This is a genomic window from Frankia sp. R43, from assembly GCF_001306465.1.
Classification (GTDB): domain Bacteria; phylum Actinomycetota; class Actinomycetes; order Frankiales; family Frankiaceae; genus Parafrankia; species Parafrankia irregularis.
This window is the reverse complement of sequence record NZ_LFCW01000001.1, coordinates 1328771-1354548: the sequence shown is the minus strand read 5'-3', so window position 1 is coordinate 1354548 and position 25778 is coordinate 1328771. Positions and strand designations below refer to the sequence as shown.

General features: G+C 71.7%; 19 protein-coding genes. 7 read left to right on the top strand and 12 right to left on the bottom strand.

Translation table 11 applies throughout. The annotated features are described in order from the left end of the window. Window positions 1-84 precede the first annotated feature (84 nt). The gene (locus ACG83_RS05110; RefSeq protein WP_054565430.1) at window positions 85-1491 is read right to left on the bottom strand and encodes an aminopeptidase P family protein; all 1407 of its coding nucleotides are present in this window, start codon (window positions 1489-1491) and stop codon (window positions 85-87) included. Window positions 1492-3709: 2218 nt separating this feature from the next. Between ACG83_RS05110 and ACG83_RS05105 the strand changes: the two genes are divergently transcribed. Beyond that, window positions 3710-4879: an LCP family protein gene (locus ACG83_RS05105; RefSeq protein ID WP_054564934.1), complete on the top strand. Its 1170-nt coding sequence runs from the start codon at window positions 3710-3712 to the stop codon at window positions 4877-4879. Window positions 4880-4989: 110 nt separating this feature from the next. On the opposite strand, the gene ACG83_RS05100 is transcribed toward ACG83_RS05105, so the two are convergent. From ACG83_RS05100 to ppgK, 4 genes are all read right to left on the bottom strand, one after another. Next, window positions 4990-6093 (bottom strand): YihY/virulence factor BrkB family protein, encoded by a 1104-nt coding sequence (locus ACG83_RS05100; RefSeq protein ID WP_054564933.1) that lies wholly within the window; start codon window positions 6091-6093, stop codon window positions 4990-4992. A 166-nt stretch (window positions 6094-6259) separates the two neighbouring features. Next, window positions 6260-6460: a hypothetical protein gene (locus ACG83_RS05095; RefSeq protein ID WP_006542635.1), complete on the bottom strand. Its 201-nt coding sequence runs from the start codon at window positions 6458-6460 to the stop codon at window positions 6260-6262. A 163-nt stretch (window positions 6461-6623) separates the two neighbouring features. Next, complete coding sequence (sepH, locus tag ACG83_RS45950; RefSeq protein WP_054564932.1) at window positions 6624-9353, bottom strand: septation protein SepH; 2730 nt, start codon at window positions 9351-9353, stop codon at window positions 6624-6626. Window positions 9354-9734: 381 nt separating this feature from the next. Then, window positions 9735-10562: a polyphosphate--glucose phosphotransferase gene (gene ppgK, locus ACG83_RS05085; protein WP_054564931.1), complete on the bottom strand. Its 828-nt coding sequence runs from the start codon at window positions 10560-10562 to the stop codon at window positions 9735-9737. 514 nt (window positions 10563-11076) lie between these two features. Between ppgK and moaA the strand changes: the two genes are divergently transcribed. The 3 genes from moaA (at window position 11077) to ACG83_RS05070 (ending at window position 13468) form a co-directional block, all read left to right on the top strand. Continuing rightward, the gene (gene moaA / locus ACG83_RS05080) at window positions 11077-12063 is read left to right on the top strand and encodes a GTP 3',8-cyclase MoaA (protein WP_054564930.1); all 987 of its coding nucleotides are present in this window, start codon (window positions 11077-11079) and stop codon (window positions 12061-12063) included. Further along, window positions 12060-12749, top strand: a complete 690-nt coding sequence (locus ACG83_RS05075) for a molybdenum cofactor guanylyltransferase (protein ID WP_235497659.1) — start codon at window positions 12060-12062, stop codon at window positions 12747-12749. Before moaA ends, ACG83_RS05075 begins: the two co-directional genes overlap by 4 nt. 425 nt (window positions 12750-13174) lie before the next feature. Further along, complete coding sequence (locus ACG83_RS05070; RefSeq protein WP_054564929.1) at window positions 13175-13468, top strand: DUF6457 domain-containing protein; 294 nt, start codon at window positions 13175-13177, stop codon at window positions 13466-13468. Between the two features lie 52 nt (window positions 13469-13520). On the opposite strand, the gene ACG83_RS05065 is transcribed toward ACG83_RS05070, so the two are convergent. Then, complete coding sequence (locus tag ACG83_RS05065) at window positions 13521-13952, bottom strand: hypothetical protein (RefSeq protein ID WP_054564928.1); 432 nt, start codon at window positions 13950-13952, stop codon at window positions 13521-13523. A 549-nt stretch (window positions 13953-14501) separates the two neighbouring features. Here ACG83_RS05065 and ACG83_RS05060 point away from each other — a divergent pair. Together ACG83_RS05060 and ACG83_RS05055 are read left to right on the top strand one after the other, a co-directional pair. Beyond that, complete coding sequence (locus ACG83_RS05060; protein ID WP_054565428.1) at window positions 14502-15170, top strand: hypothetical protein; 669 nt, start codon at window positions 14502-14504, stop codon at window positions 15168-15170. After that, window positions 15167-17671 (top strand): AAA family ATPase, encoded by a 2505-nt coding sequence (locus tag ACG83_RS05055; RefSeq protein ID WP_054564927.1) that lies wholly within the window; start codon window positions 15167-15169, stop codon window positions 17669-17671. Before ACG83_RS05060 ends, ACG83_RS05055 begins: the two co-directional genes overlap by 4 nt. Window positions 17672-17759: 88 nt before the next feature. On the opposite strand, the gene ACG83_RS05050 is transcribed toward ACG83_RS05055, so the two are convergent. Beyond that, the gene (locus tag ACG83_RS05050) at window positions 17760-19256 is read right to left on the bottom strand and encodes an MFS transporter (RefSeq protein ID WP_054564926.1); all 1497 of its coding nucleotides are present in this window, start codon (window positions 19254-19256) and stop codon (window positions 17760-17762) included. 242 nt (window positions 19257-19498) lie between these two features. Here ACG83_RS05050 and ACG83_RS05045 point away from each other — a divergent pair, with 242 nt between their 5' ends. Then, a complete protein-coding gene (locus ACG83_RS05045; RefSeq protein ID WP_054564925.1) occupies window positions 19499-20068 on the top strand; it encodes a DUF222 domain-containing protein in 570 nt (189 codons plus the stop codon). A gap of 183 nt (window positions 20069-20251) precedes the next feature. Here ACG83_RS05045 and ACG83_RS05040 read toward each other — a convergent pair whose 3' ends face one another. From ACG83_RS05040 to ACG83_RS05020, 5 genes are all read right to left on the bottom strand, one after another. Beyond that, window positions 20252-21655, bottom strand: a complete 1404-nt coding sequence (locus tag ACG83_RS05040) for an acyl-CoA carboxylase subunit beta (RefSeq protein WP_054564924.1) — start codon at window positions 21653-21655, stop codon at window positions 20252-20254. 339 nt (window positions 21656-21994) lie between these two features. Then, window positions 21995-23221 (bottom strand): beta-ketoacyl-ACP synthase II, encoded by a 1227-nt coding sequence (gene fabF, locus ACG83_RS05035; protein ID WP_054564923.1) that lies wholly within the window; start codon window positions 23219-23221, stop codon window positions 21995-21997. Continuing rightward, window positions 23218-23466, bottom strand: coding sequence for an acyl carrier protein (locus ACG83_RS05030; protein WP_006542261.1), 249 nt, complete (start codon window positions 23464-23466; stop codon window positions 23218-23220). Before ACG83_RS05030 ends, fabF begins: the two co-directional genes overlap by 4 nt. Window positions 23467-23656: 190 nt before the next feature. Beyond that, the gene (locus tag ACG83_RS05025) at window positions 23657-24595 is read right to left on the bottom strand and encodes a beta-ketoacyl-ACP synthase III (RefSeq protein WP_054564922.1); all 939 of its coding nucleotides are present in this window, start codon (window positions 24593-24595) and stop codon (window positions 23657-23659) included. Then, window positions 24592-25581 carry an ACP S-malonyltransferase gene (locus ACG83_RS05020; RefSeq protein WP_054564921.1) on the bottom strand — a complete coding sequence of 330 codons (990 nt, stop codon included), beginning with the start codon at window positions 25579-25581 and terminating at the stop codon, window positions 24592-24594. The genes ACG83_RS05025 and ACG83_RS05020 overlap by 4 nt, the downstream gene beginning before the upstream one ends. Window positions 25582-25778 lie beyond the last annotated feature (197 nt).

Below are 25778 nucleotides of genomic sequence, written 5' to 3'. Positions count from 1 at the left end.
CACGTTGTGTCGATTGCCGGCCGGTGGCCGTACTGCGGCCGGGGGCGACCAAATGGGCGGCCGGCCGGCTGGATCCCCGTGGTTTCAGTGCCTGACGGCTTCGCCGGCCATCCACTTTTCGACATCGTCGGCCGAACGCGGGAGCGCGGCCGACATGTTCCGACTTCCCTGTGACGTCACCAGGATGTCGTCCTCTATCCGGACGCCGATCCCACGAAGCTCCGGTGGGACGGTGAGGTCATCGGGCTGGAAGTAGAGGCCCGGTTCGACGGTCAGCACCATCCCGGCCTCCAGCGCCGCATCCCGGTATGTCTCATCGCGTGCGTGCGCGCAGTCGTGCACATCCAGTCCGAGCATGTGTGACGTGGAGTGCAGCGTGTAGCGCCGATGCAGACCGGCACCCGGTGCCTTCGGATCCTCGCTGAGTGACTCGTCGGGCGTGACCGGAAGCAGCCCCCAGTCGTGCAGGGCCTGTGCGATCACCCGCATCGCCGCGCGGTGTGGATCGAGGAAGGCCGCACCTGGCCGGACCGCTGCTATTCCAGCCTGTTGTGCCTGGTAGACGATCTCATGGACCTGGCGCTGCAACGGGCTGAAGCGTCCGTTCACCGGCAGCGTCCGCGTCACATCCGCGGTGTACAGCGAGCGGCTCTCGACGCCCATGTCGAGAAGCGCCAGGTCACCGGGCCGCACGGGGCCGTCATCCCGCACCCAGTGCAGGGTTGTCGCGTGTGGTCCGCAGGCCACGATGGATCCGTAACCGACGTCGTTGCCGTCGACCCGGGCCCGCCGCCAGAAGGTTCCCTCCAGCCAACGCTCACCGTTGGGCAGTGTCGCCGCATAACCGAACTCGGTCACACACTCGGTGAAGCCGACAATGGTCGCGGCGACCGCCTCGTCCAGCCGCGCGATCTCGAAATCATCCTTGACCAGCCGAAGTTCGGACAGCGTCTGGGCGAACACGGCATCCCGGTCGACGGCCGTGCCGGGCGGCGCCCAGCGGCTCACCGCCCGATCAACTCGGCTGTCCAGCCCGCGCAGAACTCTCGTCCTTGCCGGAGAGAGCTGGGCGAGTGCTTCGGGCAGTTCCGGCAGCGGCCTGCATTCGATGTCGAGCGCGGCTGTGGTCTCCCGCACGCCTGGGCGAGGGCCGACCCATAGTTCGCCGTATCGGCGATCGGTGTAGAACGCGGAGCTGGACCGGTCGGAACGGTCGGCGAGATAGAGCACGGCGTCATGGTCACCGGCCGCGTTGGGATGCAGGATCAGGACGGCGTCCGGTTCGTGACAACCGGTGAGCCAGAAGAAGTCACTGCCCGGGCGAAACGGGTAATCGGTGTCGTTCGCCCGCACATGGAGCCCGCCGCTCGGTACGACGAGTGTGTCGGAGGGGAATCTTGTGGTGAGAAGCCCACGCCGCTTGGTGGTGTAGGGAGCACAGTCGTCACGCGGTGCGACGGTGGTGTCGACCGGTGCCCACCCGCTCGCCATGAAACGCCTGAAGGCCGCGTGGGGCGTCTCATCGTGTTTGGCCTGTCCGTTCCTGTCCGGTTCGTCCGCAGCTTGTTCATCCGTCGTCACACCGCCCGCGGCGGGCAGTGGTGCCTGTGGATCCGTGGCAATCTTCGCCGACTCCTGTGGCCGAGTTGTCCCGATGGTCGGCCGGGACGATTCCTGATCCTCCTCGCCCGGGTTTTCCGCGGACCCCGTTGCGGATGCGGCCGGTGCGGAGACACCCGTCGAAGACCGGACGGACGCCACTTCCGAGCCGCCCGAAGTGAGAGAGCTTCGTTGTGCGCTGTCCGCGGTCGGGCTGTCCTGCGACGGCGCCGCGGCGGGGTGTGAAGCTGGTGTTTGGTGGGACTGGGCGCTCATACCGTTAACGGTAGGCCGATCGAGCCATGGTCGGGTAGCGGCGCTCGCTGTGGCGGACCCGGCCGGTTCGCGCCGCGGCTCATCTCGCACCGGATCTCGCCCAGATTTTGTCTGGATCCGTTAGCGATGATGATGCGTACTCATCGTGACAGCAGGAGCGTCCGGCGCGACGCTCCAGAGGCGGACCGATCCGCGATCCCACGGCCCGGCCACCGGCAAATGATCGCCGCAGTTCACGGGGAGTGGCGTCGGTTCGCAATCAGCCGTTCCGCACCCTGGCGCGCTGCAACGGACCGTGACTTCACGTCGCGGATCGTTGCCGACTTCGGTGTTCGGCCGGAGATGTTCGGTGGAAGAACTACCGGGGTGGTTGTGATAGGGGCCCAACCTGTGGGGGAGGGGTACGTCGCCTTCGGTTCGTGCCACGTCTCGGCACCGAATTCGGGTGAGGGTGCTCCGGCGCCGGGTAAACCGGTGCACCCGTGGGCGGAAGGGGCGCGGGCCTCGGCCGCGAGGGGCGGAGTATGGCGTTCATCACTTACCGCCTGTCGCGGTGAGGGTGCAAACCCGGCAGGTCGATCGTGGAAGACCAGGAGTTCCGTGTTATCGGCGCCACCGGTGCCACCCGCGACGCGCGGTGTCCGCCGCCCGGTGGTAGCGACGATTGCGCCGGGTGGAAGGCACTGGTCGCGGCCCTCCAATTTCTAATCCTTTCAAGTCTGGTGGTATTCAGACCGCGTGATCGCCGCGACGGGCCGGACCCGGGTGGTCCGTCCATCGGCCGCGGCCAGCACCAGGCGGCCGGGCTCCGCGACCGGCGTCCGCGACGTGGCTCCGCGAACGGCGTCCCGGCCCGGCTCCGCGAACGGCGTCCCCGGCCCGGCTCCGCGAACGGCGTCCCCGGCCCGGCCGGTGGGCTCGGCGGGACCGCGTCGCCTGCCGGCCGAGCCCGAGCCCGAGCCGGTGTCGGTGTCGGCTGTCGGACGTCGGGCGGTATCGGCCGGATGCCGGCGGTTTGATGATGTCGACTGTCGAGTCGGGCAATCAGATGCCGGACAGAGATATCGGTAGAACCCTGCGGGTCGCCAGAACACAGGTAGAAAAGTGGTGGGCCGCTGTGGTGGTCCGCGTAGCCGTGCCGACCGAGGCTCGCGGCTGCCGCGGCGGCCGTGGGGATGTCGAGCGGCGTCGGCAGCGGCCAGCCTGGTGCGGCGTCGGATGAGATTCCGACGGCCTTCGGCGGTCGATCCAGCCGTTGGTTCGACGGGCAGGCGCTCGGCGGCAGGAGTCCGCCGGCTCCGTGGGGGCGACGTGGCTCGTCCCGGCGGGTGAACGAGGGGACGTGGCCGTGAGCTGGCCTCCGAACAATGACGATCCGGGCCACTGGGATCCGCGTGACCGTCGTCGCACGCCACCGGGCCGGGGGTCTGGCCGACCGCTGCCTCCGGAGTCCGGAGCACCCCGGCAGCCCGGAGCACCTCGGCAGCCCGGAACACCCCGGCGCCCCCCGGCGCGCCAGCCCCGGCCCCAGGAGCGCCCGGCGGCCCCCGAGCGCGGTGGTCCACCTCGTCCGGGCCAGGCACGTCCCACTCCACCGCCCGCGGCGGGTTCCGCCCGGCGTGCGCCCGGAGCGGAGAACTGGCCTGCCGGTAGCTGGCCGCAGCGTGAGCCGAGGCCAGCTCCGAACGGGCCTGCCCGCCACGGCCCACCGGGTGGACCGAACAGGTCGGGTAGGCCGGGCGGGCCCCGCGACCCCTATGACTCCTACGAGCCCTATGGGCCCGCCCCCGCCCAGGAGGAGCAGCGCCGGCCGGCCAGTGGGCTGCGCCGCACCGTGACGGCGTGCGCGGCGCTCGTCTCGATCGTCCTTCTCCTGGGGGCGACCACCGGCTGGGCCGTGCTGCGGCACTACGACGGCAAGGTCGGGCGGGTGGAGCTGAAGTTCTCCGACGCCTCCGCGCGCCCGGCCGCGGCCGGGTCGGGCACCCAGAACATCCTTCTGGTCGGCTCTGACACCCGGGCCGGTACCGGGGGCGAGTTCGGGCAGACCGAAGGGCAACGATCGGACACCACGATCCTGGCTCATCTCGATGCCGACGGCTCGACGACCCTGCTGTCCTTTCCCCGGGACCTCTGGGTCCAGATTCCCGCCTACACCGACTCATCCGGTGTCGCGCACGAGGCGCAGAAGTCCAAGCTCAACGCGGCCTTCGCCTACGGCGGGCCGTCGCTGCTCATCCGCACCATCGAGACGCTCACCAACATCCGCGTCGATCACTACCTGCAGATCGACTTCGTGGGCTTCCAGGCGATGACGGACGCGCTCGGTGGCGTGACGGTCTGCGTGAAGGAGCTGTCGGCCGATCTGAAGGCGCGCGGCTTCAACAACCTGAGCGACCGGTACTCCGGCTGGCAGGGGCAGGTCGGCAGCAACACGCTCAACGGTGAGCAGGCCCTGGCGTTCGTCCGGCAGCGCTACGGCCTGCCGGAGGGCGACATCGACCGGATCCGTCGCCAGCAGCAGTTCCTCGGTGTGGTCTTCAGATCGGTCGCCTCGACCAGCACGCTGCTGAACCCGAAGAAGCTCCTGGATGTCGTCGACGCGGCCACCTCCGCCCTGACCCTGGATCAGAACACCTCGCTGGCCGACCTGCGCCTGCTGGCCATCCGGATGCAGGGGATCAGCAGCGGTGCGGTGACCTTCGCGACCGTGCCGGCCACCCCGGGGAGGGCGGGCGAGCAGTCGGTACTCCTGGCGAAGCCCGATGAGCTGGCGGAGCTGCTGGACAAGCTTGGCGGCTCCCCGCAGCGCAGCGCCGCGGCACCCCACACCGGCGACTCGACGACCACGTCCGCACGTGCGGTGAACTGGTCACCCGCCACGGCTGCCCACCCGGCCAGGACGGCCGGCCTCGTCACGCAGCTCGACGAGGGGGCTCCTGGCACCGTCACGTTGGCCCAGGCCGCGCCCGCGCCGGCGGAGGGAGCCGGCTGCACCTACTGAAGCCCGCGCGCACCTGCGCCTGCCCGCACCTGCGCCAGCCCCGCGCACCTGTGAAGCCCGCACCCGTGCTGACGTCCGCCCTGGCGAGAGCCGAGGCGGATGCCAGCACGCTAGCGCGGACGGGCCCGATGCTCACCGCCCCGGCGTGGGCGGGGCGGTCGTTCGTCCAGTGCGGCGTTCAGCTCCGCGCCGAGCAGTACCGCGAGCGCGGTGATGTAGAAGAACAGCAGCGCTGCGACCGGTGCCGCGAGCGAGCCGTAGACAAGCTCGTTGCTGAAGACCAGCTCCAGGTACATCCGAAGCAGATAGCTGCCCACCAGCCAGAGGAACAGCGCGAGGGCGGCGCCCGGCAGCGCCCGTCGCCAGGGGCGTCGCTGGGGCAGTGCGAGATGGTAGAGCGTCGTCAGCATGGCCAGCGCCACCACGCCGACCACGGGCCAGAAGACGTCCCGCAGCAGCTCGTCCACAGCTGGGTGCCGGCCGGCGTCGAGCAGGTCGGAGAGCAGGCTGGGCCCGAGTACCAGCGCGGGCAGCAGGATGACACCGGTCGCTACCTGGGCCATGAACAGCCACAGCGCGAGCAGTCGGCTGCGGACCGCGGAACGGAGGTCCCGCTGGCCGTAGGCGATCGTGATCGTGTTGACGAAGGTCGCCATGGCGGTGGACCCGGTCCACAAGGACAACAGGAAACCGATGGAGATGACGTCCGGGCGGCCGCGAGAGAGGATCTGGTCGATCGTCGGCCGGACCGTTCCGTCGACCACCGACGCGGTCAGCAGGTTGTCGGCACCGCCGAGGATGCTCTGCCGGACGTTGTCGACGGCGTCACCGCCGAGGACGTCGCCGAGGTAGCCGATCGCACCGAGCAGCGCGAGCAGCAGTGGTGGCATGGAGAGCAGCTGCCAGAAGCCCGCCTCGGCGGCGAGCCCGAGGACGCGGTGCCGCCACGCGTTGGCGACCGTCGCCCGGGCCAGTCGCAGCGCGCCCCAGGGAACCCAGGACCTCGGCTGCAGCAGCCGCCGGGCGAGGTCTCGCACGGCCTCGCCCCGATCCGGGCCATCCGACCGCGCGAACGCCCGGAACCAGGTGAGGGCGCGCAACGCCCGCCTTGCGGCGACCCGCGCGCTGGTCGACAGCGCACGGCTCGACAGAGCACGCAGCCCACCTTCCGGGGCAGCCAGGGTGCGGCCCGGCTCGTTCCCGGTGGTGGACACACACTTACCGTATGACTGCCCGGCTATGGCGCGGGCGAGGGCACCTGCGGGGCTCGGCAGCCGTCAGCGGCGGCTCGTACGCCCGGCCTGGCGGCCACGACACCAGGCCGGACGTGAGTCGGGGGCATGCCGTGCGATCACGGCATGCCCCCGGTTGCGTGATGTGTCAGGAGACACTCAGCTTTTCGGTCTCGTCGTGGTACTCGACCGCGACCGAGCGGAGCTTGGAGTCGTGCGACTTCGCGTGGTGGCGGCAGAACAGCAGGTCTCCGCCCCCAGGCAGAACGACCCGGACGTAGGCCTGTGCGCCGCACCTGTCGCAACGGTCGAGGTTGGTCAGCGTCGGCTTCGTGGTAGTCCCTGTCACACCTTCTCCAACTGTGTTGAGCGGCCAGACGTTCCGCCTGACCATGTGACGGTTTACTCACAGCCGGCTCTCTCGGCGTCGTTGCACCCAGAGCGGCTTCCGCCGCCGGTGCCCCGTGGTGGCGGACCGGTGGCGGACCTCGCCTTTGGTGCCCCCCCGCCGGTCAGGGCCGGCGAGCACCAAACACGATGTCGTCCCATGCTGGCACCGACTTGCGTCCGCGTCGACCGCCTGCGGGACGTTCGCTGCCACGACCTGTCCCGTTCTGGCGCCCACGATTACCCGCAGCAGTGGTCTGATTGCCCTTGGACGTCTTTGAGGTGCCGTCCGTGGCGTCTTCCGCACTGTCGGTATCCGCCGAGGTAGGCGCGCCTTCGGTCGCCGTCGCCGGTGCGGTGGCAGCCGCCTCGTCGAAGGCGGCGTCAGCGGCGGTGGCGGCGTCGGTGGCAGAGATGTCCACGGCGGCGTCTGCGGTGGAGCCTGAGCCCTGGGCCGCGCCGGCGTCAGCAGGCACCCGCTCGTCCGGAACGATGTCACCGGCTGGCGCGGTGCCAGCGGCGCGTGCGGCCGATGTGGGCGTGCCGGTGGCGGAGGCCTGCGGCCGTCCGGTCGTGGCCCGGGCTGCCGGCGCCCGGCGGGCCCCTCCGGCCGCCGCGGCGGGGCGCCGCGCTGGCCGCCGACTCGCCCCGGCGTCGTGGGTCTCGGCGGCGGGCGCAGCGGCTGCAGGCGCGGTCGGGGCGGGTGCCACGGGCTCCGCGGGCGAGACCGCCGCCGGCGGCCGGGTAGCCGCGGCCGCGCGTCGCGGCGCTGCCGGCTCGTCCGCCGCCGCAGCCATGCTCGCGGCAGCGGCAGCGGGTTGGCCTGGCAGGCCCGCGTGTGGCGGCTCGCTGCCCGCCTCCCGGGCCGGGCCGGCCTCGCCGTCTGGGACGGTCTCGGCCGCGAGGCCGGCGTCGAATGCCGCCGCTGTGCCGTCGAAACCGTTGCCCTCGAAACCGTCGCGGTCGAGCCGCTCGTCCTCGAATCCGAGCCGTTCGTTCTCGAACTGTTCGCCGGCGGCGCCTTCGTTCCCGAATCCCTGGCGGTCGTCCGGCTCGGCCCAGCTCTGCGTAACCTCGCCGCCGACCGCCTCCGCCGGCTCACGGACCTGCGCGGGCCGGTGCGGCGTGATCCGGGCGGGACCGACGGAATTGGCCCGGTCGCTGACCGGAGCATCGTGGCCGGTGGGCACGCTGTGGTCGGCAGGAGCATGGCTGTCGGCCGGAGTGTGGTGTTCGACCGGAGTGTGGTGTTCGACCGGCGACACCTCGTCGGATCCCGCGACCGCACGGTCGCGGGATCCGAACCTGCCCGTCGGCGGCGTCGTGCGCCGGCCGGCTGCCTGCCGGCTGGGGACGCCGGGCAGCCCACCGGGGCCTCCGGGCCACGGGGTGGCGGCCGCGCGGCGCGAGGCGGGTGCTGGGCGGCTCGGCGCGGAGGGCGCGGCGGGGGTGCTGGATGGGGCCGAGAACTCGTCGGAGGCGCTGGCAGCGGGGCCGGTACCGGCGAGGTATCTGCCTGCGGCGCGTTCCCTCCTGGCTCCGTCGGCGGGGACGCGTCGTTCCGGCGCCGCGCCGGTTTCCGTGGTGGGGCGCAGCCCGCCGTTGCGGCCAGCGCCGATCCGGGTCGGCCCGGTGTGCTCGGGCGACCTGGAACGGGGGGCGCCGTGGCCGGAGTTGCCGCCGCGGTCGGGCGCATAGCCGGTGGGCCGGTATCCGTCCGCGTCGCCATCGGCCTCGTGGCCGGTGCCGTACCCACGGGCCTCGTTGCCGGTGGTCTCGTACCCGGTGGTGTCGTATCGGCCGGTGCCGTAGCCGTTGGCCTCGTAGCCCGTGGCGTCGTAGCCGTTGGCGTCGTTGCCGTACCCGGCCTCGGGCCCCGGCCGACCGGGCGCGGCCGGGGCGTAGCCGGCCCGCTCGTAGTCGTTGGCCTCCCGGCCGGCGGTGGCCGCCGGGACGGATGCGCTGGCCGTGGCCGGCCCGGGCACGGCCGGGGTGAATCCGTCGCCGTCAGGCTGCGGTGAGTAGTGGTCGGCGGGCTGGTAACCGGCCTCGTCCGTGGTGGATCCGTACCCGGCGGAGGAGCCGCCCGGCGGGTAGCCCGTCGCGTTCGCGACCGCTGCGGACGGGACGGCCGCCGGCGTGGCGGGAAGCGACGACGGCTGGCTGTAGCCCGCGGCAGCGCCCATCGCGCCCGGGTGGGCCGGTGCGGCCCCCTGGTCATGCACGAGTGTGAGCGCGGGTCCGCCGGCGCGTGCCGGTGGCTGTGCGGGCGGCTGCGCCGGCGGGAGCTCGGCGGACTCGGGGGCGACCAGCGCGCGGGCGGCGTCGTCGTGCGGGCGCACGCGACGGACCACCGGGTCCCACGTCCAGCGGGCGCAGCGACTGTCGGAGGTGAGCTGAACCAGCCAGATCCCGTCCACGCGGCGCCAGGCGTCCCACTGGGCGGTCTCCGGGTCGTCCTGGACGCTGAGCAGGCGTGAGTCGACGACCTCACCAAGCGGGCGCCCGGGGATCCCGCCGGGATCCTTCGGCAGCAACGCCGCCCGGGCCTCCTGGACCACTCGGGCACGTTCGGCGAGCACGGGACCCTCGTACCGCTCGACCCGCTCGACCGGGATGCCGGCGGCGCGCGCGACGTCCGCCGCGGTCTCGCCGGCTCGCAGCCGCGCCTGGATCTCACGGGGGGTCAGCGCGCTTTCCGCGCGTACTTCACTACGTCGGGCCCCGCGCAGGGCCGCCCGTAGTCGATCATCGACGGCGACACGGAACTGTTCCGCGTCGCTCCGCCCGGCTGCGTCGGCGAGTACGAGGTAGCCGCCGTCCTCGCTGAGTGCGACCGCCCGCAGCTCGCGCATGGCGCCTTCTCCTCCCGTCGATCTCCTGCCGTGGGGCCGCCGCGGCGCACACACCGTGCCGCGGCGCCCGCACGGGGCCGAACACCGGTGTGCCCCGCTGGACACCCTGAGGGCGCACCGGAGCACGGAGTGCGCGCGCAACCGCCTCGCCGCCATGCGTCCCGGTAGGTGACAGCCTGCCATTGATGGCGCCAGACAGTCGCATTGCGGCGGACGACACGCACAGTCTGACTCTCGCGGAAGGTTCTGGACACGTCGGGGGCTTGTCGGCGGGGCCGGTGTGACGAATCACCGCCCGAGGTGCCACCCGTTCCGGATGGCCCGTTCGGGTGGTGTCGGTATCGATGCCGGATTCGTCGGGCGCCAGGGGCGCCGGCCGCCTCAGGGGCGCCGGCCGCCGGGGGGCCTGGTCGCCGGGCCGCGGCGGCGGGTCGGTCGTGGCACCGGCCGCGGGCGGGTCTGGTCACCGACGGCGACGAGGGCGGCGCCGATGATCCCCGCATCGTTCTGGAGCTGCGCGGGGACGACCTTCGTCCGCAGCTGGAGATGATCGAAGAACTTGTCGGCCTTCTTGCTCGCACCGCCGCCGATGATGATCAGATCTGGCCAGAGCAGGGCCTCGACCGTGGCCAGATACCGGTTCACACGCTTGGCCCACTTGTCCCAGGAGAGGTCCTCGCGCTCCCGGGCCGCCTCGGAGGCCTTCGTCTCCGCGTCGTGGCCGTGGATCTCCAGATGACCCAGCTCGGTGTTGGGGACCAGCTGCCCGTGGAGGAACAGCGCAGTGCCGATGCCGGTGCCGAAGGTCGTCATGACGACGAGGCCGGACGTGTCGCGCCCGGCGCCGAAGGCCATCTCGGCGACTCCGGCGGCATCGGCGTCGTTGACGACGGAGACCTCGGTACCGCCCAGAGCCGAGCCGAGCGCGGTGGACAACGTCGCGGACACATCGGTGTCCACCCAGCTTGGATCGACGTTCGCCGCGGTGCGCGCGACCCCGGACTTGATCACTGCGGGGAAGGTCGCGCCGACCGGGCCCGACCAGTCGAAGTGCTCGACCACCTCGGCGACGGTCCGGGCCACCGACTCCGGGTCCGCCGGACGGGGCGTGGGAATCCGGAAACGGGGCGCGGCGAGCGTTCCGTCCTCGATGTCAACCGGGGCGCCCTTGATGCCGGTTCCGCCGATGTCGACCCCGAAGACCCGCATCTACCCCGTCCTCTCCGTCGTGCTCCGCAGTGTTCCGCTTCAGCGCGCCCCACGGTGCGCCGGGGCGCCGCAGGCCGTTCGTGGTCCGTTGTACGTACGTCCCGTCGCGGTACATCAGGTCGACGTACCGTGTCTCGCGATGTCGTTGTGTCGCCGTGCGTCCGGCATGTCGCTCTGTGTGCCCTCCGCTGGAGGTCGGCGCTGACCCGGCCGGGCCTCGGGCGCGGAGGCCGCCCGGTACCGGGCCGGTCGGTGTAGCGGGCCGGCCTGCTGGCACCTGTTGTAGTTTCGCAGGCCGGCGGGGCGTCGTGGCAGCGACGGGCGCTTTCGGCGGTGACGGTCGTTCATATGTGGCACGGTCAGCTCGCGCCGGTCGGTTCCCTGCGCCGCGCCTGGTACCTTGCGCTGCGTCGTCGTGCCCCGCGGTTGGTTCGGCGGTCGGTTCGGCGGTCGGTCCGCGGCTGGTGGCGGGCCAACGCGTGTGCCGGGTCCGCGGCCCACCTACTCTGGCCAAATGCGGCTAACCGATTCCTACGGGCGAGTCGCGACTGACCTGCGGGTGTCGCTGACCGACAGGTGCAATCTGCGTTGCGCCTACTGCATGCCCGCCGAAGGCCTCGACTGGCTCCCGAGCGCCGAGGTGCTGACCGACGACGAGGTGCTGCGGCTGGTCGGGATCGCGGTGACCCGCCTGGGCGTCACGGAGATCCGGCTGACCGGCGGCGAACCCACGCTGCGCCCCGGCCTGGTGCACCTGGTCGAGCGGATGTCGGCGTTGTCGCCCCGGCCCGAGATCTCGCTCACGACGAACGGCCTGCGGCTCGGTGGCCTGGCTGCCGACCTCGCGGCCGCCGGCCTCGACCGGGTCAACGTCTCCCTGGACACCCTGCACCCGGACCGTTTCGCCCGGATGACCCGCCGTGACCGGTTGGACGACGTTCTGGCGGGCCTGGCCGCGGCGGCCGAGGCCGGTCTGACTCCCGTCAAGGTCAACGCGGTACTCGTCCGCGGCCTGAATGACGACGAGGCCGCTGCCCTGCTGCGCTGGAGCCTGCGGCTTGGGTACGAGCTGAGGTTCATCGAGCAGATGCCGCTCGACGCGCAGCACGGCTGGCGCCGCACGGAGATGGTCACCGCCGGCGAGATCATGGAGCTGCTGCGGGCGGAGTTCACCCTGGAGCCGATGCCCGGGCGGGGCAGTGCCCCGGCGGAGCGGTTCAGCGTTGACGGTGGCCCTGGCACCGTCGGCGTGATCGGCTCGGTGTCGGCGCCGTTCTGCGCCGCCTGCGACCGGGTTCGGCTCACCGCCGACGGTCAGGTGCGCAACTGCCTGTTCGCGCGGGAGGAGTCCGATCTGCGCGGGCCGATGCGTGCGGGCGCCGACGACGAGGACCTCGCGGAGCTGTGGCGGCGTGCGGTCTGGGGCAAGCATGCCGGCCACGGCATCGACGCCCCCGGCTTCCGCCAGCCGCAGCGGCCGATGTCCGCGATCGGCGGATGACCGCGCCCGTCCCGGGAGCCCTCGGAGCCACCGGTACCCAGGGAGCCCCCGGAGCTCAGGGATTTCAGGGAGCCCTCGGAGTGCAGGGATTCCAGGGCGCTCAGGCCGACGTCGAGCCGTGGGACGCACTCGTGCTGGCGGGTGGGGCGGCCCGGCGGATGGGCGGTGACGACAAGGCGGCGCTGAGCGTCGGCGGAGCCCGTCTGCTGGACCGGGTGCTCGGCGCCGTGGCGGCGGCCCGCACGGTGGTCGTCGTCGGGCCGCGGCGCCCGCCGGTACCGGGCACGCGCGCGGTCAGGTGGGCTCGTGAGGACCCGCCCGGGGGCGGTCCGGTCGCCGCGATCGCCGCCGGCCTGCGGCTCGTCACGGCCACCCGGGTCGTCGTGCTGGCCGTGGACCTGCCGTTCCTCGGCGCCCCGGAGGTTCAGGGCCTGCTGGACGCGGTGGCGGCCGGCCCCGGCGGCCCGCAGGTGGCGCTGCTGAGTGACCCGGCCCAGCGGCCGCAGTACCTTGCCGCCGCCTGGCGCACCGTCACGCTGCGAGCCGTACTGCCGGTCGACCCGGCTGGCCGGTCGGTGCGGTCGTTGCTCGCGGGCCAGTCGGTGCGCACCGTCGCCGCGACCGAGCGCGTCTGCCTGGACTGCGATGATCCGGCTGCCCTCGCCGTCGCCAGGGCCTGGGCCTGAGCACGCGAGCCGCGCTGGCGTCCGGGTCTGGCGTGAGATGGGTCAGTGATTGCGCGCGAGCCTGCAGCACAATCCCGGACGTCGGGAAGCCTTTGCTGCTGGACAAGAGTTGAGGATTTTGGTCGTCGGGACGACCAAATTCCCATGATCTTCGAGCGGTGACCTCGGGCCGCATCTCGGGCAACCGTTGCGACCAGGCAAGAGTTGAGGATTATGGTCGTCGGGACGACGAAAATCCCATGATCTTCGAACGGCGCCGACTCTCGGTCGTGCCGCCGATTGTCGATCTTGGCTCGTGCGGTTTCGCGACGGGCTCGAGCGCGACCAGAAATGCTCAACGCTGTGATTCGCCGCCCTGCCCGCCGCCTGCCGGTGGCGACAGCGGCCACGTCCACCCGGTTTCCGATCTTGGCTGGTGCGGTTTTGTGACTGGTTCTACGAATGCGAACCGTCCGCAGGACGGTGGGATCGAAGCCGTCCTGGACGAGTGGATGGCCCGGGTGATGCCCGCGCTGGGGCTCGCGCCCGACAGTGTGGACGCCACCCTCGTTCTCGACCTCACCCGCGATGTGGCGCACGGTGTCGCCCGGCCGGCGGCCCCGCTGACCGCGTTCCTGGTGGGACTGGCGGCCGGGCGGGCCGGCGGCGACTCGTCCGCTGTCCGGGCCGCCGTCGACACCGTGCTGGCGCTGCTTCCGGCCGGCGACAGCGAGCCGTGAGCGGCACAGCCAGCCGTGCCGGCGGTGCCAGCTGTGCCCGCAGTGCCCGTGGTCAGCGCATGCGTATCGCGCCGGTCTCGTCCAGGTAGCCCCGCATGTCGATGGCCATGGTGTGGACGTCCTCGGCCGCGGGTTCGGGGGCGTCGTCGGGCCCCGGGGCGTAGCGGAACGCCAGCCGCGGCAGCATCTGGGTGGGGGCGTCGACCAGCCCGGGGGCGGCTTCGATCAGCCCGGACTCCCAGTCGAGCTCCTTGCCGCTCAGCGGCCCCGACGGCAGGCTCTGCGCCGCCGGTGAGGTCGTGACCAGCACGAAATCGACAATGCCCAGGACCGCGATCACCGCGAGCGCGGGCAGCGCCGCGATCGGTTGCCACGCCGCCAGGCCGACCATGACGAAGACGGTGACGACGGTCAGCCCGCCGACGATGTGCCTGCGCACCGGGGGCAACGCGGGCACTTTGCGGCCACGCCGGTAATGGGCCATACCCAACAGTGTGCCCCCTGGGCCGCAACTGTCCGGAACGTGGGTCGCTGTTCGTCGCATGGCGGTATGCCCCGCCTGGCGTCGGTGGCTGTCGGTGACTGTCGGCGGGGCCGTCGGCAGTGCCGTCGGCAGTGCTGTTGGCGGCGCTGCCACGGGCCTGCGCCGGTGCTGCCGTGGGTCTGCCGGCCATGGGTCGACCGTGGTGGTCACTGTGGGTAGTTACCGAGTGGCGCCCCCGGGGAGGGGACCGCAGGGTGGAACCCGGCGGGGCCCGCGAACGGAGGAGTAGGCCGCGACAGCGGAGGGTATCCGCAATGACCCTTTCCGGCGAAATCCAGGTGATGTTGCGCCGGAACGAGTCACACTTGTCATGGGAAATGTGGATCCATGGCCCGGTGCCGCACCATGGGATCGACCTCGCGAGGCTGGAGGATCGCCGTGGAGGTTAAAAGTCGTGGCCACCTGCCGCGGCCACTGCCACCAGCCCGGCCGAGACGCGGGCCGCGGTCGCGTCTGAGGTCAGGCCCCGTCCTGGTCATCGCCGCGGTGGTGGCGCTGCTGGCCGGAGCGGCCGGATGTGGTTCGCCTAGTTACCAGTATGTGACGAACAAAAAAGACGGCGCGTTCCTGAAAGTGCCGGCCGGCTGGACGCATCAGGAGATGCCCGGCCCCGCGCTGTTCGGAATCGATGCCCGCAATGTGAGCCCGGAGATGCTGCGAACCCTCATGTCGAGGGAGTGGGTGGTCGGGCTTGACGCGTCGGAGAAGTTCGACGAGACGAGTCTGTTCGTTCCGGATGCCGCGTTGCCCAAGGGTTTCGTCCAGGTTCGTCATCTCCTCCCGGAGGAGGCCCGTTCGGTCTCCACCAATGACCTGCGCAACTTCGTCGTGACCGTCGACGACGCGGTCGCGGCGCAGGAGGAGGCGGTGCGCCGCGACCCCTACGGCGCGCGGCTCGCGCCGAGTTTCCTTCTGCTGCGGGACGAGTCGGTCTCGCGGGACGCCGGCGTCCATGGCGTGCATCTGATCTACCAGGTCGCGACCGCGGCCGGTCTGGTGACCATCGACCAGACGAGCCTGCTGGACCAGAACCAGACCGTGCTCTACCAGCTCGTCCTGGCTTGTTCGGCGTTGTGCTACGCCCAGCACGGCGTGCAGATCAGCGAGGTGACGGGCTCGTTCACGATCAAGCCGACGGACCGAGGGCAGAAGGCATGAGCACAGGCGACCGGGCGCGAGGCACAGCATCCTCCGCCACCGGCAGTGCGACCGAGCCGACGCAGCCGAAGCTGCCGGTGCAGCCGAACAGGCCGGATCAGTCGGAGCCCGACGGAGGCTCGCCGTCCGGTGCCGGGCAGCGCCGCCGCCCGGCGGCGTTCTGGGACAGGGCGAAGTTCCTGCTCCTGCTCGGAGCGCTGTTCATGTTCGTGGTGGCGGCGGATGTCTCCGGTAACCCGCTGATGACCTGGGGCGACGCGTTCCGCATCCAGGCGGAGTCCAGCTGGTGGATCCTGGCGCTGCTCGGCCTGGAGATCGTCCACCAGGTCCACATCTTCCTCGGTGAAAGATCGTCCGCCTACTACCTGTTCTGGACGGACAAGGTCTTCGGCCGCGCCGAGCGCCGGCTGCTGCGCCTCAACGACTGGAACCGGTTCCGGGTCAGCCGTGCGCTGAAGCTCGTGACGGCGTTCGCGCTCTTCCTGTTCGTCTACGCGCGGATCGTCGACCAGTCGGTCTTCGAGGCCATGGTCGGCCTTCCCGGCGCCGCATGGGACGCGATCCCCTACGTGCTGCAGCTCGTGCTGCTGCTGCTCGTCGTGGTCGGCCAGTTCGTCGCGATCTTCTGGTTCCTGTCCAAGGGCGGTGTCGAGGTCTACTTCCCGGAGGACATCAAGACCCGCTTCTCGGACGTCTGGGGCCAGGACCACGTGGTCAGCCGGGTCCGGGAGAACGTCTTCTACCTGGAGCGCCCCGAGGAGATCGAGGACCGGGGCGGCTACGTCCCGGGCGGCATCCTCCTGTGGGGCCCGCCCGGGACGGGTAAGACGCTGATCGCCGAGGCGGTCGCCGGCGAGACCGGCAAACCATACGTCTTCGTCGATCCAGGCGCCTTCTCCGCGATGTTCGTCGGCGTCGGCATTCTGAAGGTGAAGTCGCTGTTTCGGCGGCTCCGCAAGCTTTCGCTGCGTTACGGCGGAGTGATCGTCTTCTTCGACGAGGCCGACACCCTTGGTAACCGAGGTCAGCTCGCCACCGGGTTCGGTGGAAAGCTCGGCGGTGCCACCGGGGCGTCCACTCGTGGGAACGGGGTCTTCTCCGGCGGGCCGGGCACGTTTTCCGCCGCGCACAGCGCGTTCGGGGTTCCCGTGGGCCCGCACTCGCCCGACGTCTGCAATGGATTCTCCTATCTGGACCCCTCCGCGCAGGCCCGAATCGCCCGTGACCACACCGAGCGGCACAACTTCGTGATGGGTGGAATGGGTGGCGGCGGCGGGAACTTCGACGGAACCCTGCAGGCGCTGCTGACCGAGATGTCCGGGCTGAAGAAGCCCCGTGGATTCCTCAACCGGGTCGTCCGGCGCACGCTCGGAATGCGCCCGAAGCCGCCGCCGAAATACCGCATCCTGGTCATGATGGCGACGAACATGCCCCAGTCGCTGGACGAGGCGCTGCTGCGTCCCGGTCGTATCGACCGCATCTACAAGGTCGGCTACCCCAGCAAGGAAGGCCGCATCCGGACCTTCGAGGGGTACCTGGCCAAGGTGAGCCACGAGCTGACGCCCGAGCAGATCGAGCGCCTGGCGATCATGAGCCCGGAGGCGACCGGAGCCACCATCAAGGACACGGTCAACGAGGCCCTCGTGCAGGCCATCAAGGATGGTCGGGAGGTCATCACCTGGCAGGACATGCTACGCGCCCGGGTGATCAAGGAGTACGGCCTCGCCGACGACCACGAGCACATCGCGCGTGAGCGGCACAGCATCGCCCTGCACGAGGCCTGCCACGCGGTGGTCGCCTACCGGACCCAGCGCGGCCGGGTGATCGACCTGGCGACCATCGAGCGGCGCGGCGGCGTCGGCGGCTTCGTCGCGCACGTCGCGGTCGAGGACCGCATGTTCATGTGGAAGTCGGAGATGGAGACCCAGGTGATGGTCTCGCTGGCCTCCCTGGTCGGCGAGCGCATGTTCTTCGACGGCGACAACACCGTCGGCGTGGGTGGTGACCTGCGCACCGCCACGCTGCTCGTGTCCGGCCACATCTCCGCGTCGGCGATGGGCGAGACGCTGGCCTCCCGATCGGTCATGATCGAGAGCCAGCTGGGGCAGGCGTCCATCGATGTCGACCGGCCCTTCGGTGAGCAGGTCGAGGCCAAGCTGCGCGAGCTCTACGAACGCACCGAGGCTGTGCTCGCCGCGAACCGGCGTGAGGTGCTGGCCATGACCCATGCCCTGGAGAAGTACAAGACGGTCAGCGGGGAGGACATCGAGGCCATCATGGAAGGGGTGGCCGGGCCGACCATCGACGGCAGCAGCTACCTCGACCCCGGCTTCCTGGTCCTGGTGGAGGACTACCACCGCACGGCCGCGCTGGCACATCGCGGGCCGCAGCAGCGGGACCTTCCCCGGGAGCTGCCCGGGCTCGGCAAGGCGGCGGCCCGTGAGGCGCGGCAGCCCGCGCCGCAGGTGCTGCCGGAGATGCCGTCGCCCTCCGAGAACTGAGCTGACGGCGCGGAACGGTGCCGACGGCTGACCCGGGCATGGCCACAGGTCAGCCGTCGGCGCCGTCTGCCGTCAGCGCCGTCTGCCATCAGACGTCCTGCAGGGCGGTGGCGGAGCGGCCCGCTGCCGGGACCTGCCCGGCTGCTCCGGGACGCCCAGCGCTCCCCACCTCCAGGGCCGGCCTGGCCGCCGGCTCGTCCGGTCCATCCGGTCCATCCGGTCCATCCGGAACATTCGGGACGTCCGGGTCGTCCGGGACGGAGCCGGCGGGCACAACCTGGCACGTCTGGGCCCGCTCGGATGCCACCGCCGCTGTCGTGCGGTCGGCGGCCTTGCGTAGCGAGGCCAGGGCATAGAACGCTCCGGCGACGGCTGCGGCGCCGGCCAGCACCAGCCCGGCACGGGCACCGAAGGTCTGGGCCACCCAGCCCGCGATCGGCCCGCCGACCGGCGTCGAGCCCAGGAACGCGACGGACCACAGCGCCATCACCCGGCCGCGCATCTCGGGCGCGGACGACAGCTGCACGGTCGCGTTGCCGGTCGCGATGAAGGCGACGCTGGCGGCACCGACCAGGACCAGCGCGACGACCTCCAGAGCCAGCGTCGGAGCCGCCGCGGCGAGTAGGAGCACCACGCCGAACAGCCCGGAGGCCAGGGCGAGGGCGGCGATGCCGACGCTGCGGCGCCGGGCCACGAACAGGCCGCCGACCACGGCGCCGGCGCCCATCGCGCCGGTGAACAGGCTGTAGGTCGCCGCCGACCCGTCGAAGGTCTCGCGCGCGACCAGCGGCAGGACCACCTGGAACTCGTACGCGAGTGCGCCGACCACCGCCATCATGATCAGGGGGACCCGCAGCCCGGTCGTGCGCATCGCATAGGCGAGGCCGGAACGTACCTGGCCGGGGGCCCGCGGCACCGGCTTGCTGGGCACCAGCGCGCTGGCGTCCATCCGGCGCAGCGCCAGGACGACGGCGGCGAACGACGCCGCGTTGAGCAGGAAGCAGCCGCTGGTCCCGATCAGGCTGATCACCAGTCCGGCGATGCCCGGGCCGACGACCCGGGCCGCGTTCACGGTCACCGAGTTCAGCGTGACCGCGTTGGGTAGATGCTCAGCCCCGACCATCTCCTGGACGAAGCTCTGCCGGGTCGGGTTGTCCACCGCGGTGATCAGTCCGATCGCCGCCGCGAGGGCCGCGACCATCCACAGTCGTGCGACGCCGGTCAGATCCAGGATCCCGAGCACCGCGGCGAGCGCGGCCAGCGAGACCTGGGTGCAGATCAGCAGCCGGCGGGAGTCCGAGCGGTCGGCGATCAGACCGCCGTAGGCACCGAAGAGCAGGACGGGCAGGAACTGGGCCGCGGTGACGAGGCCGAGCTCGGTGCCCGACGCGCCCAGCGAGAGGACCAGCCACCCGAGGGCGATCATCTGCATCCAGGTGCCGCACAGCGAGACCACCTGACCGCCGAGGAAGAGGCGGAAGTTGGGTACCTGGAGCGCGGCGAACGTGCCGGTCCGCGACCGTGTGCTCTCGGATGCGCCGACCGTGTCGCGCTGGACCACCCTCGACGTGACCGTGCGTCTCATACAGTGCACCTCCGTTCCGGTCAACGTCTCCGTGCCGCCAAATTATTTCGCGCTGCTAAGTAATTTTGCGGACGGCTCTGGCCCGGATGGGCGCCTCGCCGGCTCGGCGACCCGGCGCCGCCTGTGTGTGGCGGGGCGGGGTGGCGCCAGGGCGTGTCGACGAGTAGCATCGAACATACGTTCGATGACAATGCTGTCGGCGGCGCGTGGGCCTGCGGGCCAGCGGGAGTCGGGAGGTCGCGATGAAGGACGTCGACGAGCAGGTGGCTCACCTGGCCGCGGTGGATCCAGCCGAACTGCCGGACGGCGAGTTGGCGATGCTCATGACCGATGTGCGGCGGCTCGTCGACGCGACGGATGCCTGCTGGGTCCGGCTGCTCGCCGAGTTCGACCGCCGTGGTCTGTGGCGGCGCGACGGTACCCGGTCGGCCGCAGCCTGGCTGCGCCGGGAATGCAGGCTTGTGCACCCGTCGACGACGGCCGCGCTGCTCGTGGCGAGCGTGCTGCGGGTCCTGCCAGTGACGGCGGAGGCGTTCCGGGTGGGCTCGATCAGCTTCGAGCACGTCAGGGCGATCGCGCCGGCGGCGGAGGGCGGCCGGGTCGACCTGGTGCGCAACGCGGATCCGATCTTCGCGCGTGCGGCGCTGTGGATGAATCCGCGTCAGATGGGCAACGTCGTGCGGACGTGGATTCGTCTCACCGAGACCGAACATCCGGAGCCCGCGGCGCCCGCGGAGAACTCAGCGCCCGCGGAGAACTCGGCGCCCGCGGAGCGCCTGGAGCCGCCGGAGGGGGCGCCCCGCGGTCCCTGAAGGCGACCTGCGTCGGCCCCGCCGCGACGGCGGGGGCGGGCCCGAGAACATGGGCGGCCAACTACCGGGGCGGCCGAGAGCGGGGAGTCCCGGCCGGGCCGGGGGCGGCACCCGGTGTGCGTCCGCCCCGCTGTCAGCCGCACACCGGGTGCGACTGACAGCGGGGCGGAGACGAGCACAGAGCTACAGCGGGATGTTGCCGTGAACGTTCTTGTCCGTGCGGGCGGCGGCCAGCGCCTCGGCGAGCACGGTCGCGACCGCGCCGCGGGTCTCGCCCGGGGTGACGACGGCGTCCACCACACCCAGCTCGACGGCACGGTCGACGCCACCGACGGTGCGGACGTGCTCCTCGGCCAGCTCGGCCACCACATCCGGGCGGCGCTGCGCGGGAACCTCGGCGATCTTCCGCCGGTGGATGATCCCGACCGCGGCCTCGGCTCCCATGACCGCGAGCTGCGCGGTGGGCCAGGCGTAGACAGCGGTCGCGCCCAGGCACCGGGCGTTCATCGCGATGTAGGCGCCGCCGTAGGCCTTGCGCGTCACGACGGTGACCCGGGGAACGGTGCACTCGGAGAAGGCGTACAGCAGCTTCGCGCCGCGGCGGACCACGCCCTCCCACTCCTGGCCCACTCCGGGCAGGTAGCCGGGAACATCGACGAGCACCACCAGCGGGACCCCGAAGGAGTCGCACATCCGCACGAAGCGGGACGCCTTCTCCGCCGACAGCGCGTCGAGGCAGCCACCGCGGCGCAACGGGTTGTTCGCGACGACGCCGACGGTGCGCCCGCCGATGCGGCCGAGGGCCGTCACGATGTTGCGGGCCCACTTCGGGTGCAGCTCGATGACCTCGTCGTCGAGCAGCCCGGCGACCAGCGGGCGGACGTCGTAGGCCCGGCGCGGGTTCTCCGGCAGCAGCGCACCGAGCTCGCGCTCCGGGACGTGGCCGATGGAACCCTGGTCGGCGAGCAGCGAGGTGATCGCCCGGGTCTTCTCGAAGGCGGCGTCGTCGGAGTCACAGGCGAGGTGGACCACACCGCTGCGGGTCGAGTGCACCTCGGGCCCGCCGAGGCTGTCCGCCGTGCACTGCTCGCCGGTCACCGAGCGGACCACGTCCGGGCCGGTGACGAACACCTTCGCGTCGGGCCCGGTGATGACCAGGTCGGTCAGGGCCGGGCCGTAGGCCGCGCCGCCGGCCGCGGCGCCCAGCACCAGCGAGATCTGCGGCACCAGACCGGAGGCCCGGACCGTCGCCGCGAACACCCGGCCGACCCCGTCGAGCGAGGCCACACCTTCCTGGAGGCGTGCTCCGCCGGAGTGCCAGATCCCGATGACGGGGCAACGCATCCGGACGGCCGACTCGATCGCGTGCACGATGCGGGCGCAGCCGTCCCGCCCCATCGCGCCGCCCTGGACGGTGGGGTCCGTCGCGAAGGCGACGACCTCGTTTCCGTCGACAAGGCCCTGGCCGGCGACAACTCCCGAGCTGTCGGCGGCGGCGAACAGAGAAAGGGAATCCGGGTCAAAAAAACGGCTCAGCCGCGCGACAGGTGTTCTCGGGTCGGTGCGATCGATGGTGGACAGACTCACCGTAGGTCTCCTAGGTTGAGCGGTATCAGTCTGCTCCTGCGCAGATGGCAGCGATGGACCTGGCTGCCGCGGGCTGTGGAGGGCGGCTACAGCCTGAGCCGGCGAAGCTGTGCTGTGAGCAGTTTCCGTCCACGTCTGTCGAATGCTGTTGAGGCAGGTTCAGCGTCGACGATGGAAAAGGCTCGGTAAAGCGGAAAAGCTGTGTTGTCATGCGAAACCGTGCGGTGACAGATGTGTGTCCGGGTTTCCCAGGCATGCCGTCGCCGGTACGCCGGCATGATGCCCTGGGAAGACGCCGAACTCTGTCACACCGTGAATCCGTCTTGCGTCGTGAATCTGTTACACCGTGAAGGCGAGGCAGACGTCGTGCCCGCCGAACCCGAACGAGTTCGACAGCCCGGCGCCTGTTCCGAGCTCACGGTTGTCGATGCTCACGACGTCGAGAGCGATCTCGTCGTCGAGCGCGTCGAGGTTGCGCGTCGCCGGAACGATCCGCTCGCGCAGCGAGAGGAGCGTGACCACGGCCTCCAGCGCGCCAGCCGCCCCGAGCAGGTGGCCTGTCATCGACTTGGTCGAGGTCACCGCGATCGAGTCGAGGGCATCGCCCAGCGCCAGCCGCAGGCCCACGCCCTCGGCGACGTCGCCGATCGGCGTCGACGTGGCGTGCGCGTTGATGTGGATCACATCCGTGGGCTCCAGCGAGGCCGAGCGCAGTGCCGCCCGTACCGCCCGGGCGGCACCCGCACCGGTCGGATCCGTCGCGGCCACGTGGTAGGCGTCCGAGCTGATACCCGCGCCGGCGAGGGTGCCGAGCACCCGCGCTCCCCGGGCGGCGGCGTGCTCCGCGGACTCCAGCACCAGAACGGCCGCGCCCTCACCGAGCACGAAGCCGTCCCGGCCCTTGTCGAACGGCCGCGACGCGGTCTCCGGCGCGTCGTTGCGCTTGGAGAGCGCCTGCATCTGGGCGAAGCCGGCGATCGGCAGCGCGGCGATCGCCGCTTCCGTGCCGCCGGCGATCACGATGTCCGCCCGTCCGGCGCGGATGATGTCCAGCGCCAGCGCGATCGCCTCCGAGCCGGAGGCGCAGGCGCTGACCGGAGCGTGCACACCGGCCTTGGCGCCGAACGCGAGGCCAACCGTGCTCGCCGGGCCGTTCGGCATCAGCATCGGGACGACATGCGGGGAGACCCGCCGCGGCCCCTTCTCCCGCAGCACGTCGTGCTGGTGAAGGAGAGTGAGCACGCCGCCGATCCCCGACGCGACGCACACCGCCAGCCGCTCGGAGTCGACCTCCGGCGAGCCCGCGTCAGCCCACGCCTCCCGTGCGGCCACCAGTGCCATCTGCTGGCTGCGGTCGAGGGTTCTCGCCTCGACGCGCCCCAGCGGAGGCTCCACGGCCAACGGGGCGGCGATCTGGACGGGGAGCTGTTCGACCCAGTCCTCGGTCAGGCGACGCGCGCCGGAGCGGCCGGAGAGCAGCCCCTCCCACGTGGACGGCACGTCGCCGCCGAGGGGAGTGGTTGCCCCGAGGCCGGTGACGACGACCTGCCTGGGGGTGGGTGTCACGCGGCGACACCCGCCCGCTGGATGTAGGAGACGGCGTCACCGACGGTCTTGAGGGTCTTGACGTCCTCGTCCGGGATCTTCACACCGAACTTCTCCTCGGCCGCCACCACGACCTCGACCATGGACAGGGAGTCGACGTCCAGGTCGTCGATGAAGGTCTTGTCGGCGGTGACGTCCGCCGGCTCGACACCGGCGACTTCCTCGAGGATCGCGGCGAGGCCGTCGAGGATATCCGCTTGCGACATTGCTTTCCTCCTGGTTGCGGGATGCTGGTTACGCGAACCGGTCGAGCCGGTGGCTGACGGCCGGCCCGAAGTGGGCCGGCCCGGTCAGCGATGGTGCGTGCGGTGCCTCGTCACGGGGGCGATGACACAGCGGCTATGACACAGGGGAACGGGTGCTCGGGGGCAGTCGACGCACCCGGGGACATGGTGTTCAGGGGCATCGAACCACCTGCCCGCAGTAGGTCAGGCCGGCGCCGAAGCCGAACAGCAGTACCGGGTCTCCCGAGACCACCTCGCCGGCTTCCATCATCCGGTCAAGTGCGAGGGGGATGCTGGCTGCGGACGTGTTGCCGGAGTCCACCACATCGCGGGCGATCGGCACGTCGGGCACGCCGAGGCCGCCGGCGAGCGCCTCGACAATACGCAGGTTTGCCTGGTGCGGCACGATCGCGGCGAGCTCCTCGGGCGCGATCCCGGCCCGTTCGCAGACTGTGCGCAGGGTGGGGACCAGCGAGATCGCCCAGCGGAACACCGCCGGGCCCTCCATCCGGAAGGCGTTGTCGCCGCGCCCGGGGACCTGGATCGCCTCCGGCCGGGAGCCGTCGTGCCCCCAGACGGCCGGGCCGATCCGGTCGGCGTCGGCCGGGCCGATCACGACCGATCCGGCACCGTCCGCCAGCAGGATGCAGGTGGAGCGGTCGCTCCAGTCCGTGTAGTCGGAGAGCCGTTCCGTCGCGACGACCAGGACGTGGCGCGCGCTGCCGGCCCGCACCATGTCGGCGGCGGTGGAGACCGCGTAGCAGAAACCGGCGCAGCCGCCGTTGATGTCGAAGGTGCCGGCGCTGGACGCACCGAGACGAGCGGCGATCTGCGGCGCGGTTCCCGGGATCTGTGACGGCGCGGTGCAGGTCGCGCCGATGACGGCGTCGATGTCCGCGGCCGCCAGCCCCGCGGCGGCCAGCGCCTTCTCCGCGGCGTTGGCGCCCATCACGACCGTCGACTCCTCGCTGTCGGCGATGCGCCGCGTCGCGATGCCGGTCCGGGTCTGGATCCACGCGTCGGAGGTGTCGACCTGGCGGGTGAGGTCGTCGTTGGTGACCAGCCGGGCCGGCCGGTAGGTGCCGAGCCCCAGCATTCCCGCGCCGGTCATGAGCTCGCCCCGACCAGCGGGGCCGCCTGGGCGGGCACCGCCGCGGCGGCGGGCAGGTGCTCGGCGACGAGCTCGCGGGCCGCGTCGAGATCGGCCGGCGTCTTCACCGCGACGATCTTCGTTCCGCGCAGCTCACGGCGGGCGATGCCGGCCAGCGTGCCGGCGGGCGGCAGCTCGATCACCGCGGTGACGCCGGCTTCCCGCATGGCGGCGAGGCACAGGTCCCACCGCACCGGCGCGGCGACCTGGGTGACCAGCCGGGCGACCAGGTCGGCTCCGTCGTGGACGAGTGCGCCGTCGGCGTTGGAGAGCTGGCCGAGCGCCGGCGTACCGGGCTGGATTCCCGGGGCGACGGCGCGCAGCGCGTCGCGGGCGGGCGCCATGTGCTGGGTGTGGAACGCGCCGGCGACCGACAGCGGACGCAGCTTCGCTCCGGGCGGCGGCGTGTCGGCCAGCCGGGTGAGGTCCGCCAGGGTGCCGGCGGCGACGATCTGCCCGGCGCCGTTGCGGTTCGCGGCTGTCAGGCCCAGCGCCTCCACCGCGGTGGCGATCTCCTCGGGGTCACCGCCGAGCAGCGCGGTCATGCCGGTCGGCGTCCGCGCCGAGGCCTCGGCCATCGCGCGGCCACGCAGCCCGACGAAGAGCAGGGCGGCCTCCGGGGTGAGGGACCCGGCGATGGCGGCGGCGGTGATCTCGCCGACGCTGTGCCCGGCGACCAGCGCCTGCCCGCCGGCGGCGATGGCCGGCGATGCCGGCAGCAGGCCGAGCTGCTCGGCGGCCAGCAGGCCGTTCGCGACGATCAGTGGCTGGGCGACGGCGGTGTCCCTGATGGTGTCCGCGTCTGCTTCGCAGCCGAGGTCGATGAGGTCCAGCCCGGCCGCGGTGGAGTACCAGCGGAGCCGGGACTCGACGCCGTCGAGCTCCAGCCATGGACGTAGCTGTCCAGGCGTCTGAGCACCCTGTCCCGGTGCGAGGATCGCGAGCACGTATCCACCTAACCCCGTGTGGCCGGTCGTTGTCGCTGGTGACGAGTCACCGATGTCTCGTCAGCTCATTGTGGATGCCCTACAAAGGGCCGGCACTGACGGTACGTTAGTCCTGGTGCGGGTCACCTGGTTGTAATGCGGTGACCCGGCAGTAAATCTGCTTGCTGTGACCGTTGTCGCACCGCCGGCGCCAGCCG

Bases quoted from the DNA above. Each gene is read 5' to 3' on its own strand.
- ACG83_RS05110 (WP_054565430.1), bottom strand. From the start codon at position 1,491: ATGGCGAGCGGGTGGGCACCGGTCGACACCACCGTCGCACCGCGTGAC.
- ppgK (WP_054564931.1), bottom strand. From the start codon at position 10,562: ATGCGGGTCTTCGGGGTCGACATCGGCGGAACCGGCATCAAGGGCGCC.
- ACG83_RS05075 (WP_235497659.1), top strand. From the start codon at position 12,060: ATGACCGCGCCCGTCCCGGGAGCCCTCGGAGCCACCGGTACCCAGGGA.
- ACG83_RS05055 (WP_054564927.1), top strand. From the start codon at position 15,167: ATGAGCACAGGCGACCGGGCGCGAGGCACAGCATCCTCCGCCACCGGC.
- ACG83_RS05045 (WP_054564925.1), top strand. From the start codon at position 19,499: ATGAAGGACGTCGACGAGCAGGTGGCTCACCTGGCCGCGGTGGATCCA.
- moaA (WP_054564930.1), top strand. From the start codon at position 11,077: ATGCGGCTAACCGATTCCTACGGGCGAGTCGCGACTGACCTGCGGGTG.
- ACG83_RS05065 (WP_054564928.1), bottom strand. From the start codon at position 13,952: ATGGCCCATTACCGGCGTGGCCGCAAAGTGCCCGCGTTGCCCCCGGTG.
- sepH (WP_054564932.1), bottom strand. From the start codon at position 9,353: ATGCGCGAGCTGCGGGCGGTCGCACTCAGCGAGGACGGCGGCTACCTC.
- ACG83_RS05050 (WP_054564926.1), bottom strand. From the start codon at position 19,256: ATGAGACGCACGGTCACGTCGAGGGTGGTCCAGCGCGACACGGTCGGC.
- ACG83_RS05025 (WP_054564922.1), bottom strand. From the start codon at position 24,595: ATGACCGGCGCGGGAATGCTGGGGCTCGGCACCTACCGGCCGGCCCGG.
- ACG83_RS05030 (WP_006542261.1), bottom strand. From the start codon at position 23,466: ATGTCGCAAGCGGATATCCTCGACGGCCTCGCCGCGATCCTCGAGGAA.